At 35.2% G+C, this 13,106-nt stretch carries 13 protein-coding genes; 7 read left to right on the top strand and 6 right to left on the bottom strand.

Going from position 1 to position 13,106, the window contains the following annotated elements; translation table 11 throughout:
• Positions 1–1,107 (top strand): D-TA family PLP-dependent enzyme, encoded by a 1,107-nt coding sequence (locus WAO84_RS01675; RefSeq protein ID WP_340063286.1) that lies wholly within the window; start codon positions 1–3, stop codon positions 1,105–1,107.
• A gap of 349 nt (positions 1,108–1,456) precedes the next feature.
• Here WAO84_RS01675 and WAO84_RS01680 read toward each other — a convergent pair whose 3' ends face one another.
• From WAO84_RS01680 to WAO84_RS01690, 3 genes are all read right to left on the bottom strand, one after another.
• Positions 1,457–1,654 carry a hypothetical protein gene (locus tag WAO84_RS01680; protein WP_340063287.1) on the bottom strand — a complete coding sequence of 66 codons (198 nt, stop codon included), beginning with the start codon at positions 1,652–1,654 and terminating at the stop codon, positions 1,457–1,459.
• Positions 1,655–1,899: 245 nt separating this feature from the next.
• Entirely contained in the window at positions 1,900–2,103 is a 204-nt protein-coding gene (locus tag WAO84_RS01685) for a hypothetical protein (RefSeq protein ID WP_340063288.1), read from the bottom strand.
• An 89-nt stretch (positions 2,104–2,192) separates the two neighbouring features.
• Positions 2,193–2,384 carry a hypothetical protein gene (locus WAO84_RS01690; protein ID WP_340063289.1) on the bottom strand — a complete coding sequence of 64 codons (192 nt, stop codon included), beginning with the start codon at positions 2,382–2,384 and terminating at the stop codon, positions 2,193–2,195.
• Between the two features lie 376 nt (positions 2,385–2,760).
• Between WAO84_RS01690 and WAO84_RS01695 the strand changes: the two genes are divergently transcribed.
• Positions 2,761–3,087 carry a hypothetical protein gene (locus tag WAO84_RS01695; protein ID WP_340063290.1) on the top strand — a complete coding sequence of 109 codons (327 nt, stop codon included), beginning with the start codon at positions 2,761–2,763 and terminating at the stop codon, positions 3,085–3,087.
• A 57-nt stretch (positions 3,088–3,144) separates the two neighbouring features.
• Positions 3,145–5,766 (top strand): lanthionine synthetase LanC family protein, encoded by a 2,622-nt coding sequence (locus WAO84_RS01700; RefSeq protein ID WP_340063291.1) that lies wholly within the window; start codon positions 3,145–3,147, stop codon positions 5,764–5,766.
• A gap of 67 nt (positions 5,767–5,833) precedes the next feature.
• Here WAO84_RS01700 and WAO84_RS01705 read toward each other — a convergent pair whose 3' ends face one another.
• Both WAO84_RS01705 and WAO84_RS01710 read right to left on the bottom strand, forming a co-directional pair.
• Positions 5,834–6,379 (bottom strand): phosphatase domain-containing putative toxin, encoded by a 546-nt coding sequence (locus tag WAO84_RS01705; RefSeq protein ID WP_340063292.1) that lies wholly within the window; start codon positions 6,377–6,379, stop codon positions 5,834–5,836.
• A 669-nt stretch (positions 6,380–7,048) separates the two neighbouring features.
• Positions 7,049–7,951, bottom strand: a complete 903-nt coding sequence (locus WAO84_RS01710; protein ID WP_340063293.1) for a Brp/Blh family beta-carotene 15,15'-dioxygenase — start codon at positions 7,949–7,951, stop codon at positions 7,049–7,051.
• Between the two features lie 89 nt (positions 7,952–8,040).
• On the opposite strand from WAO84_RS01710, the gene WAO84_RS01715 reads away from it, so the two are divergent.
• Positions 8,041–8,778 carry a bacteriorhodopsin-like gene (locus WAO84_RS01715; RefSeq protein WP_340063294.1) on the top strand — a complete coding sequence of 246 codons (738 nt, stop codon included), beginning with the start codon at positions 8,041–8,043 and terminating at the stop codon, positions 8,776–8,778.
• 195 nt (positions 8,779–8,973) lie between these two features.
• Here WAO84_RS01715 and WAO84_RS01720 read toward each other — a convergent pair whose 3' ends face one another.
• A complete protein-coding gene (locus tag WAO84_RS01720; RefSeq protein WP_340063295.1) occupies positions 8,974–10,197 on the bottom strand; it encodes a serine hydrolase domain-containing protein in 1,224 nt (407 codons plus the stop codon).
• Between the two features lie 244 nt (positions 10,198–10,441).
• On the opposite strand from WAO84_RS01720, the gene WAO84_RS01725 reads away from it, so the two are divergent.
• The 3 genes from WAO84_RS01725 to WAO84_RS01735 all read left to right on the top strand — a co-directional run bounded on the left by WAO84_RS01725 (position 10,442) and on the right by WAO84_RS01735 (position 13,026).
• A complete protein-coding gene (locus WAO84_RS01725; RefSeq protein WP_340063296.1) occupies positions 10,442–11,524 on the top strand; it encodes a sensor histidine kinase in 1,083 nt (360 codons plus the stop codon).
• A gap of 23 nt (positions 11,525–11,547) precedes the next feature.
• Positions 11,548–12,258, top strand: a complete 711-nt coding sequence (locus tag WAO84_RS01730) for a LytR/AlgR family response regulator transcription factor (protein WP_340063297.1) — start codon at positions 11,548–11,550, stop codon at positions 12,256–12,258.
• A 498-nt stretch (positions 12,259–12,756) separates the two neighbouring features.
• Positions 12,757–13,026, top strand: a complete 270-nt coding sequence (locus WAO84_RS01735) for a hypothetical protein (protein WP_340063298.1) — start codon at positions 12,757–12,759, stop codon at positions 13,024–13,026.
• Positions 13,027–13,106: the final 80 nt, after the last annotated feature.

Raw genomic sequence — 13,106 nt, forward strand, 5'->3', positions numbered from 1 at the left:
ATGCATTGGTTTGAAATTGAGAATAGTCATGAAATTGATTCTCCCTCAGTAGTTCTGTACGAAGCACATTTTATGCATAATCTCTCTACCATGCTCAATATGGTAAAGGGAGATGTTTCAAGGCTCATGCCTCATGTAAAAACACATAAAATGCCAGAAGTTGTAAAGCGTATGCTTGCATTAGGGATTACCCGTTTTAAAGTTTCTACACTGGCAGAGGCAGAAATGGTTGCTTTTTCGGGGGCTTCAACTGTTTTACTGGCACATCAGCTAGTAGGGCCTAAGATTTCGCATTTAGGTAAGTTAATACAAAAGTTCCCCAACGTTTCATTTTGTGTTATAGCAGATAATGCAGTAACTCTGGGCCAATTAGAGACAGAAGCCGGCATTCGCACTAAACTATTAGGTGTATATATAGATATCAATAACGGAATGGATCGTTCCGGGATTAAGCCGGGAACAGGAATGGAACAACTTACAGAGGCTTTTTCTAATTATAAAAACCTGGTATTTAAAGGATTTCATGTGTATGACGGGCATTTACGACAACCGGAATATACCTATCGAAAAACTGAGATAGAAAACAGTCTTCATACGCTCGAGCCGTATTTTAGAGCAGCTAAAAAGCGTTACCCGGAAATAGAGCTTATTTGCGGAGGTACGCCTTCATTCTCCACTCATGCTCTCTATAATGACCGTGTATGTAGTCCTGGCACATGCGTGTTCTGGGATTGGGGGTATAGTGAGAAACTGGCAGAACAGCCGTTTAAATGGGCAGTGTTGTTACTCACCCGGGTTATTTCAAAGCCGGCAGAGGGAATCGTAACGATCGATCTGGGACATAAAGCGGTGGCAGCTGAAAACCCCATAGATCAAAGAGTACGTTTTTTAAATCTCGAAACATATACACTGCTTTCACAGAGTGAAGAGCACGGCGTTTTAAAAGTAGAAAATGCCGATGCTCTGCCCATAGGGACCGTGCTTTACGGTGTTCCCTATCATATTTGTCCTACCATAAACCTGCATCATCACATTTCAGTGATACGTAAGGGTAAAAAAGTCACAGAATGGGAGATTCTGGCCAATCGTAGAAAACTTACAATATAGATAGATACTGCCATAACAAATATAAAAGCGGGTAAAAACCTGCTTGTCAATTAATTTCTAGCACTTTGCCGTAGGGCATCCGGTGGTAAACAAAGTACCAGGGCAAGTGCGGGCAACAGTTGGGACATCAACATCCCCGGTTGGGCTTTCACAGGCTTCAGTCTCTATGGGGTTGGGGCGCCCCCCGACATTCGATTGTAAATCAGCTACAGATACTTTGGTAAAAGGTAATGATTTTAAATTTCTTTTTATAATAAGAGTATTTTAGGCTTCTTTATAAAAATGAAATAAAGGAGTGGATAATATGAATAAAAGAAAAGTTATTTATTACGTGCTCTATGCCGATTTCTTAACAGAAATTGGAATGGCATAGCAAAGTAAGCATAATATCGTCAGTACAGATGCGGTTCACAGATACCCCATATCCTTCGTCATCTGGCGGATTGTGGCCTGATGCCCCACCATCGGGTGGACGTCCTCCTATTTTTTGGAGGTTAGAAATAGATATTTTAGTAAACTTTAGGTATTGCAAACTTTTCCTTTTCATATAGAAAGATTTAAATTGATTATTAATGACTTTAATATAGTGATTTTTCATATAAAGTAAGAAAAAACTGTATTTATAAAAATAATTATATATATAATTATTTTAAATAGATCACTAAGTAAGTATATCAATTCACAGAAGTTTAACCGTGTGTTTTTAGAATAGATAAAGTGTTAATCTAGATAAAATGAAGAAAGTAAAAAAAAAGTGGGCGTAAGCCCACTTTCACAAATATTTACAATAGTTTAATTACAGCCACGTAAAGTTATATAATCTGTAGGGCACGTACCTGTTAAAAGACTTTGCGGTGATGGATCATTACCTGTACCTGTATCCTTATCAGGAAGGTCAGTGGTATGCGTAGTGTACGTACGCCCTCCGTAATTAGACTGTAAACTGGAAACAGATGCTTTGTTAAGCAATAATGTTTTAAGATGTTTTTTTTTCATAATTAATTTTTTTTAGTTAAACAATATAAAAGACGGTAGATATTTTAAAAAAGAAAAAGCAGGCTTTTAACCTGCTTTTCTATTCATTGTTAGCAAATTGCGGTAGGGCAACTCGTAGTGATAACCCCGGTAGGGCACATACGAGCCATAGTTTCTTCAACTCTTGGTTCTTCCGGTAGTTGCGGATAATCAGTAGTGTAGGGACGCCCACCAAAATTTGATTGTAAATCAGAGATAGACACTTTTTTAAATGCTAGTGATTTTAGATGCTTTTTTTTCATAAGACATTGTTTTGAATTAATGTAAATCGCCGTTAAAGGTACGGTATTAGATTTTTTAATTAAGGAAATAACTTATAAATAATGTAAATAATATTGATAAAAGCACTTTTTTTTAGTTTGATGTCCTATATCAAGAAACCAGGTTTCTTATTGAACGATCCCTGTTTTTAACATTTTTCAAATAAGGTAAAATCCCCTTTTAAAAAGGTGTAAATAACTGTTAATCTGTATTTTGAAAAATGCTAATTTAGTTAATGTAAAGAATAAATAATGATTTTGATATTAACAACTAGTTGTATGAGGCAGACTCCGAAAAGCCTTCAATAGAGTAGGGCGCAAAACCGAATGCGAAAATGTAGGTAAATTTTTTTAAAACATGAATGCAAAACAATTCAACCAATTATTAAAAGAAGTTGAGAACGACCCAAAGTTTTTACATGCCTTGGTTTTTGATACAGAAAAGGCTTTAGAAAAACTTAATTTTTTAGACAGAAAGAGCAAAGCTGCCATACTTTCTCTTGATCCTCAAGAATTTATAGGGGTAATTGTTGGAGATATCGCACCTGCAGCAGGATGCGATGTGACCTGCACAAGTAGTTGTGGGGTTACGTGTAACGAAAGTTGCGGTTACACTACCAATATAGTTAACCCGGTTGATTTTAGAACTCTTGGCCTAAAGAACCCAGGAAGACTATTATTTTAAATTAATATCAATGCCACCTCTTTTTACATGTAAAAAGGGGTGGCTTTTCACAAAAACATGGACTCTTATAAAACTATTTTAAACAAGTATAATATCAGTTTTGATGAAAAATCACCTTGGTTAATTTGCGGAAAAACAAATTTAATTCAGGGATGGAAATTACATGTGTCTTCTATGCCCAATGAAATTGATGAAATATATAACATTATATGTCCATATTTGAATAGAAATAGCGTTGTTTTTAAAATTATAGCTAATGAAACACTTTGTGTACAACTAAATAGTGGAGAGCTTGGGCAAACACAAATTGGAAAAACAATGACCATATACCCAGAAGACTATCAAACAGCAAAAAATATAATTGAATTCATAAAAGCTAAAACCGACTTTAAATTCACAGGGCCCAGAATCAGCACAGATGTAAGACTGGGGAGTATTCTATATTGTAGATATGGAGGTTATAATCCCATTATAGAATATGACAGGTTTGGGCGTAAAAAATTAATGATTTATGACCCGTATAATAATCTTATTGAAGACAACTATACCACTCATTTAGACCTAAAATATTATAAATTTCCATTTGAAGACTTCAAATTTGAGACCGCTCCCAATAACAAAAATAAACTTCTGTTGGACCAGTATCTAGTACTAGATGTATTAAAATCAGACCCAAAAGGAAACGTTTTTAGAGCTCTTGATGTTTCAAACAAAAAGAGCATCAAACCTGTGGTCTTAAAACAAGGAGTAGCCCACATGCTTTCCGATACCGATGATAGAGATATCATAAACAGGCTTAAATCACAGTTCCAAATATGTAAAAAGATCAAAAATGTAAATATTCCAATTCCTTATGATTTAAGGAAATGCAAGGAAAATTATTATTTAATTACTGAATATATAGAAGGAGAGAATCTGGAAAATAAGGTTTTTGAACTGTTAAAAATGTCAACATTCAAATTTTCTGATTTCTCAGTTAAAAGTCTATTGATAAGTTATGCCATTCAATTAATTGAAGAAGTAATTAAGTTACACGATCAGGGAATAGTTCACAGAGATCTATCTGCCAGTAATGTTTTAATTTCAGCAAAAAATCGAGTGTATTTATCAGATTTTGAGCTGGCGTATGATACAAGTAGATCCCAAAAACCTTTTAAAGGGGGGACCGAAGGTTTTATGTCTAATCAGCAAAAAAACAACCAACTTCCCACATTTAAAGATGACACGTATTCTGTATCAGCCATTATGATTTTAATATTTACAGGCTTAGATCCAAGACGAGTGGTAAAAGGTGATTTGAATCAGGTTAAAAAGCGATTACTTTATCTAGCCGGAACGGAAATCGAATTCTTATTGGATGATTTACTCAGTTGTTTTAACCCGGAAGACTCTATACCTTCTTTGTTAAGCCTGAAATCAAAATTAGAACAATTGAAATTTAAGAAGTCAAATCACAAAAAAATATGGTTTACCAGTAATAAAAACAGGCTGACCGCAACCATCATTAATTTTTCTAATTCATTAGTTTCCAGCCTTTTTTTGTCTAATGATTTATGGTTTTCAGAATCATTGGATAAGAATAAGCATATGGGTAAAATTAGGTCTTCAGATAAAACCTTTTACGGGTCTCTTAACAGAGGTGTTAGCGGTGTTTTATACGTTCTGGCACATCTAGTAAAATCAGGGTTTACTGTTTCAAATACAAAAATCATTGATAATTCAATAGTATATCTAAAAAAGTATTACGATGTTGATCAAAATAAAGATTTATTACCGGGTCTTCATTTTGGTACTGCTGGAATCGCAGTATCTATTGCATATGGTATATCATCAGGAATACTGCCAAAAAGTAAAGATAACCTCAGCTACATAAAAAAAAGCTTACAGAGAAGTTTAGACTGGAGTGATTATACACATGGGGCCGCTGGTCAAGGAATGGCATGTTTAAAAACCATTGAATTGTTAGGTTTTGATAAAGAAATAGAATGGTTTTTAGAGAAGTGTTTCAACTATCTAAAAGATGCTCAAAAAGAAAACGGTTCCTGGGTAATAGAAGAGGGTGTAGAAGGTATTAGTGGCGAAACCATGTACGGGTTTGCGCACGGCGTAGCCGGGATAGCCAACTTTTTCTTATCATATTATCAATATACCAAAGAGCCGGATGCTTTAGAACGTGCTGAAAAAACTGCGGAATGGCTTTTTCAAAGTAAAAAAGATAACGGAAAGCATTATTCATGGAGTTTTAGTAAAACAAATAATGAAACATGGAACTGGTGGTGCCATGGAGCTACAGGAATTTCTATTTTTTTTCTAAACCTTTACGCTATAACTAATAATAAAAAATACCTGGATGTTGTAATCAAGTCATTAAGTTCCCTTCCGCCCAAACCAAATTTTTCTAATTTCAGTTTATGTCACGGTTTAAGTGGTGTTGGGGAAGTATGGTTACATGCATACAGTGTAACCCAAGATAAGATTTTTCTGGAAAGAGCAGGCTGTGTAGCAGAGACCCTGTTAAGTTCTTATATTAAAGATGGGAAAAACATGTATTGGCTAACCGAAAACCCCGATTATCCAACAGCTGATTTCTTTGTTGGTAATGGGGGAATCTTATATTTTCTAATTGATTATTATAATACAGTTTACAAGAAAGCTCAGGTACTATTCCCAATAACTTAAAAAAAGCACTCCTAAAAAAACCATTGATTCATTTTGTATAATGTCAGGATTTAAAACAGCAGAAAGGCTATATTCCTAATTCTTTCTTTATACGAGAAACATTCAGTTGATCCAGAAGTTCCAAAAGATTAGGATACCAATTTCTGTGATAACCAAATTCAGGAAGCATAAACTCTTTTATAGCTTTTTCTTTAGGCCAGTTCTCGAAAATGATACGATAGGCTGCCGTTACCACACCAGTACGGTCTGACCCATGCCAGCAATGAATTAACACTGGTTTTTCTGCATCCTTGAGTAAGCGAAGCGCTTCAATAATGTCCTGCTCAGTAATTTCACCCGATTTGAGTCGCAGGTGTTCCAGATGTAACCCGGTGCCTTTGGCTTTCCTTGTATCATCTCTTAAGCGTCGTAAATTGAGAATGGTTTTAATGCCCATAGTTTCCAGTTCGCGAAACCCTTTTTTAAGAGGCTGTTCAGACCTGTACACACTATCGTTAATACGATACAATTTTTTAAAGTAGTATGATTCTATTTTTTTAGCTTCGTTTTGTTGGGCAGATGATTTAACTACAGGTAAAATAAACAGTACTAGTATATAAAATGGGGCACGCATAGCAAAAGAATTTTTATGGAAAGATACAATAATAAAAGTGAACAGGTATGTACAACCTATAGGGTTCCTAATGGGCTGTTTTATATGATATTCTTTCATAGACCGGTACCTATGTCAAATTGGTTATATCCTTTTCGTTTTGAGATTTTTTTTTAGTTAGGCAGACATTCTTTTAAGCTCGTTACTGATACCTTTATCTATTCCTTAAAGAGTATAGTGTTCTCTGTTTTACTCCCTAGTATATTTCTTAGAAAGCATGCTGTTATTTTTTACAAAAATACTCTTATGGCTTATTGCTATTTTACCCATTATTACTGAGACCATAACGAGGTCTGAAATCCTTCAAAAGAAAAGCAAAACCCTAAAGAGAATTCTAAAAATGACATCCAATTTTAGTTTTTATGTACTGGCAACTTTTCAATCAGAGTTCGACTCAGATTTTGTAACAGGTATTAATGCTAATACTTTTTTCTTTTTTTAAAGAAGTATTAGTTTTCATAATAGAAACTAAAAACGAGTATATGTCCAAATAAAATACAAATAGGGTTTCTGAAACCGAGTTTCATAGACAGTAAGTATAATTCATGGATTATTTGTTTATCGCATGTGCAATTCTCTTCATAAAGGCCTTTTCTGTAAACTCCATAAAAGAGGTATAAAGTAATTTATTTAATAGTGTTCGAGTCTGCTAATAACCAAAACATGAGGGAACGTAATGGCAGCAAGAAACGAAATAAAAAAGGAAAGAGCGGTTTCCATATCATTCCTGAGAACAAATAGGATGGCAATAGACCCCAGTACCGCCACTAACCAGTAAATAAAAGATGATCGCACATATTGTAAAAAAGTTTGTTTTGTTAAGTTACCGTACAAATACACAATTTGATCTGCTATAGAAGGCAGTGAATGCCACAGCACAAAATAAATGGCAAAAGACCAAAGAAGGGAGGCCGTATGGAAAACGATGAAAAAAACCAGCAAAAAAAACAATTGTTTCACGATATGTGCCTTTATCTGCTTTTGAAAGTGTAGAATAAGATAGAGGAGAACAGTTAACCCCCCACAAGCCCATAAAGACCAGGAATAGATAACCTCAGCAACGTAGTACCCTGTTATTTTCTCTATCACCGCCGAAACAGTTTCAGGATGTGCTGCAAAAAGCATACTTAATATGAATAAGCCATAAAGAAGTGCCAGACAACGTCCCAACAGACTTTTGGTGTACAGTTTTGGAAACCAATGCTGTTCTCCAAAATGGTACCCGCTTACTACAATAAATAAAACAAAAGCAAGGCCGGGTAGCAGATAAAAAAGTGCAAAACCAGATAACACAACCAACACATACAGAGACAATATTCTAAAAAATACGTGTCTCCCGGTGGTATTCTGAGTGCTTTTTCGAATTAATTTCAGGTCGTTAGCCCCATGTAACATACCAAAAGTAAGGATTAAAAAATAGGCAAGCATATTCTCCACATCGTCGTTAAAATACACGGCAATCCACAAAAAAAGAAAAGTGGCAACAACGGCAATATTGTTCATTTTTGGTAAAAAAAAGGCCTGATTTTTCATTTTGTTTAAAAATTTTAACAAAAAGATAAACAAAATATGTTTAATCTTTTTTAAATTTACTTAAACAAAATTAATTAATCACTCTAATTATGAAATATTTATTAACTTCTCTACCCATGGTTGCTACTATAGCAACCGATGATTATGTGGGCTTTACCTTCTTTGTAGGGTGCATGGCCATGATGGCTGCCTCGGCTTTCTTTTTTCTTTCAATGAATAATTTTGACCGAAAGTGGAAAACCTCGATACTGGTATCGGGCCTTATTACTTTCATTGCTGCAGTACATTACTGGTACATGCGTGACTACTGGGCCGCGAATGCCGAATCCCCTACCTTTTTCCGTTATGTAGACTGGGTGCTTACCGTACCATTAATGTGCGTTGAGTTCTACCTTATTCTCAAGGTTGCAGGGGCGAGAAAGTCTTTAATGTGGCGTCTTATCTTTTTATCTGTAGTGATGCTGGTAACCGGATACTTTGGAGAGGCCGTATATCGTGATCAAGCCTGGTTTTGGGGACTCGTCTCCGGTATTGCTTACTTTGCCATTGTTTACGAAATCTGGTTTGGAACCGCCAAAAAACTGGCTATGGAGGCAGGTGGGGCCGTCTTAAGAGCTCACAAAACCCTTTGCTGGTTTGTACTGGTGGGATGGGCCATTTACCCTATTGGTTATATGGCAGGTACCCCAGGTTGGTATGAAGGTATTTTTACCGGACTCAATATGGACGTTATTTATAACATTGGTGATGCCGTTAACAAGATTGGTTTTGGTTTAGTGGTTTATAATCTTGCTGTAATAAGCACATCACAAAAGGAAACCGCATAAATTTTTTCATGTTTTGTATATACAAAAGCTGTTCTGTTATGAACGGCTTTTGTTTTTACCGGTACTTACGGTTCACCCCAGAAAGCATATAAACTCAACAAAAAGGCCCCGATAAAAAAGTATGAAAACAATTTGCAGGACCGGGGCCCTCTGATCAATACCTGTTTTTGAAAGTAAAACGGTTACCGTACATCATTAATTATTTATAAAAAAGCCTGCTAAAGCAATTACTTCATTCCCAAAAGTCCAGAACTCATCAGTTCTGGTGTTTACGGATGCATTTATAACCAGTTCGTACTCGGGAAATAAAATAAGAAAATTCATGGCGCCCTTACTAATACCTGCATGGTGAACGATCCATACCTTTTGGTTCAATGCTTCATTTTCATACTCATAATATGAACGCCATCCCAGGGCATAATGCTGTGGGTTTAGCTCTCCGTTGTCTAATTTTTGAGGTTCGAAGAACAAAGCGTTGGTCTCCCAGGTCATAAAAGTACGATCGGTTAATACCGCATTTCCCATTTTAACCAGGTCGGTAGGGGTAGAGAGAATACCGCCACCTGCCCATTTGTAGCTCAGGTCAATTTTTTTATTGAATATCCCAAAAGCAGGCCATTTTTTATAAGTATTATCCCGGGTTTTATAAAACTTAACTATAGTATCTTTTTGGTATTTGCTATGGTCGGCAAAAGTGTGTTTCATCTCTAAAGGTTCTAGAACCTCTGTATTTAAGAGAGAGAGAAAATCGGTTTGGGTAACAGTTTCCATATAGGCACTTAAAAGCACAATATCAAAAGAAGTATATTTAAAACTACTACCGGGCTTATACAGGAGCTTTACTTTATTGAACACTTTTAAGCCTTCTGTTACTGATGTATAGTTCCTGCAATTGCACAGAGTTCTGTATAACCCTCCTAATTTTAGATCGTTATAGTCAGGTATTCCCGCCGAATGGCTCAATAATTGCCTGGGTGTAAAACCCCACTCTTTTTTAGGATAGTTGGCTATTTCATCTGTTATAAGGGTTTCAAGGTCCATTTGCCCCTTGTCAACCAATCTTGCCGCTAATACTGAAGTTACTGCCTTTGAAGTACTTCCTATACGGTAAATGGAATTTGGATGAGCTGGGGTTTTATTTTCTATATCCTGATAACCAATTGCTTCGGACCAGATTACTTTTCCTTTGTAGCCCACTGCTACAGAGAAAGAAGGGGTGTTAATTTTTTCAGGGATGGTTTGAAGGTACTTTTGTGCGCCTGTAATTTCTTTCTCATAATTTTTATCAAAGATATGTACGGTATTAGGCAAATTTTCAAAGTCCAGTACCTTTTTTGATGTAGAACAGGAGAGAAGAATCTTGCCCAGGCCATAGATAATCAAAATTATAAAAACGGGTTTCATTTGTTTAACAGTCATAGTAGCTGGTTTTATTTGTTTTTTATCTAAATCATATTTTACAAAGCCAAAAGTCTTCCTTAAAATGGCATGCATTCAAAAAAATCGACCCATACTCTGTTGATACATACCGATAGTACATACACAATGTTATATGCACTTGGTGGGCAGGTATGCTTTATACGTATGTTGCAAATGCCAGTTCGTCTGAATTTGATAAGGGTAAGAGGGTATTATGTATTTTTAAGGCTAGTTTTAAAGGTTCATGAATAACTTTCTCATTCAATTTATCAATGCGATCCTTCAAAAACGCTGGTTGACCCACGTTTTGTTTTGGCTGGTATTATTGTTTTTTTATACCATAGCCCTGCAGGGTACATACGGCTCTATGTCAGAGTCTTTGGTTCGCAATACCATTATACTGGTTCCTCAAATACTGGCTTCGTATTACCTTATGTATGTTCTTAATCCGTTTTTTTTATACCGAAAGAAATATCTGCTCTTTGGGCTTCTGTTTTTAATAAGCACGTATGTATTTTCATTTTTAGCACGTGTTTTAGTGGTGTATGTAGCTGAGGAACTGTACAGGTCGCCTCCATTTAGACAGGAATCTCTTTTTGAAATTGCCGCAGATATTAAACGGCTCTACATGGATTTTTTTAGTATTGTCTTTTTGCCGGTATTTATCGTTGTGAGCGTAAAGCTGTTAAAAGAGCGCTTTGAAGAAAAGAGCAGGAGGGAGTTACTGGAAAAAGAAAAGATTACAGCCGAGTTAAACTTTATGAAGGCCCAGATCCATCCTCATTTTTTGTTTAATACATTAAATAATTTGTATGTTCTTACACTACAAAAATCAGATAAAGCTCCTGATACCGTACTGAAACTTTCGGAAATGTTAGATTATATGCTATATAGATGCAATGAAAAAACCGTTTCTATCTCAGAAGAGATCCAGTTGATACAAAATTATATAGACCTGGAACGATTGCGATATGGAGACCGGTTAACACTTCGTTTTCAAAAAGATATTGACAATGTACAAACACCCATAGCACCGTTAATTCTGATATCTCTTATTGAAAATGCATTTAAACATGGTGCCAGCGGATCGGTTACTCATCCGGAAATAGATATAGCAATACGTGTTAATAATAAACAACTCATATTTTCTGTGTATAATACAAAACCCATACATGTGCAGGCAGACACTACTAAGTATAAAAAGGGGATAGGGCTGGTAAATACAAAAAATCAATTACAATTTATTTACTCTGAAAAACATTCTCTAAAAATAGAACAGGATAAAACCAGCTATAAGGTGCTACTCCAAATAAATTTAAAAGATTAAATTGTGACTTTAAATGCAAATATGTGAATGTACAGTGTGTTATAATTGACGACGAACCTTTGGCAATTACATTGATCGAGGCACACATTGCCAAAATCCCCAATCTGGAAGTAGTAGCTACCTGTAATAATGCTATGGAGGGTTTTGAAGTATTAAAATCGAAACAGGTAGATCTTATATTCTTAGATATCCAAATGCCAATGCTTACCGGGATTGAGTTTTTAAGATCCCTGAGCCATCCGCCCAAAGTAATTTTAACTACAGCTTACAGAGAGTATGCAGTAGAAAGTTATGAACTGGAGGTAGTTGACTATTTATTAAAGCCTATTTCTTTTGATCGTTTTTTCAAAGCGGTTAATAAATATTTTACCGGCATTGAAAACAGGAGTAAAAATAAGATTACCGTTTCTGAAAAGGAACCAACTTCCGGTTTTATGTATGTAAATGTCAACAAGAAGCATTATAAAATTTTGTTTTCAGATATTTTATATGCCGAAAGTTTAAAAGATTATGTGCAAATACACACCAACGAAGCTACTATTCTCACCAGGTATAAAATAAGTGATTTTGAAAAGGAATTACCCAAACAATTTCTTCGTACACACAGATCCTATATTGTGAATATGAATAAAATTACGGCCTATACCGCTCATGATATTGAAATAGGCACACTTGAAATCCCCATCGGAGTACGTTATAAAAAACATGTATGGGAAGCATTACATGCATCTTAGATTATATAACGATACAATCCGAAAAGGGAATACCTTTTATTTACTAATATAGATCCCGGTTGCTATCCTTTAGGGAGTATTTGTCCGTTACATTGCTGTTTTTCCCTATTCAAGAGCGTGTATAATAATTTCATGCAATCTATGGAAATAAGGAAGTGGTGCCTTGAATGACATAAAACGGTCAGAAAATTTAGAAATACTGTAACAAATGGTTATGAGAAGACTCTTTTACCCAGACGAGTTTAATTATTTAAGGAGTTAACCATAATTCAATTTTTGAGATGGCCTCCATATCAAAACCGGTATTAAAATGTTTTTACCTTGAATATGGCCTGAATAGGATTGATTGATTTAAGTGGGCTTTTATTCTTTTTTTACCCGATGACGATATGGAGGTACATTCTCATTATACTTCAAATACAAGGTAATATACCAAAAAAATAAGATAAGTATCATTTTTTTATTTGAAATAATTCTAAATAATTGTAATTTTGGAGCGTGATTACGTTTACAACCTCTTCAAACAGATATCAGTTTAATTTCCACGGAAAGGAAATACTTCTTAGTTTCTGTGAATTGCTAGCTTTTAGGAATACTATAAAGGCTATTGATATTGATACTCATTTCTATAACCATCACAGTGGTATTGAGATTGTTTCCCTTTGTAATTTAAAAGAGATCTTAATTCTCGAAACAGAAGATCTTATAGAGTTAAAAAAAATCATGGAGTATATTTTTACGCCAAGAGGAGTGACCCTCCCGTACTAACACTTATTTAGACCAATCCCAAATATCTCTGGACAGCGCATGATGCCTCTGTTTTTTGTAAATTTGTACAAATTTAAAAT

The sequence above is a fragment of the Ascidiimonas aurantiaca genome (assembly GCF_037646345.1).
Lineage (GTDB): Bacteria > Bacteroidota > Bacteroidia > Flavobacteriales > Flavobacteriaceae > Ascidiimonas > Ascidiimonas aurantiaca.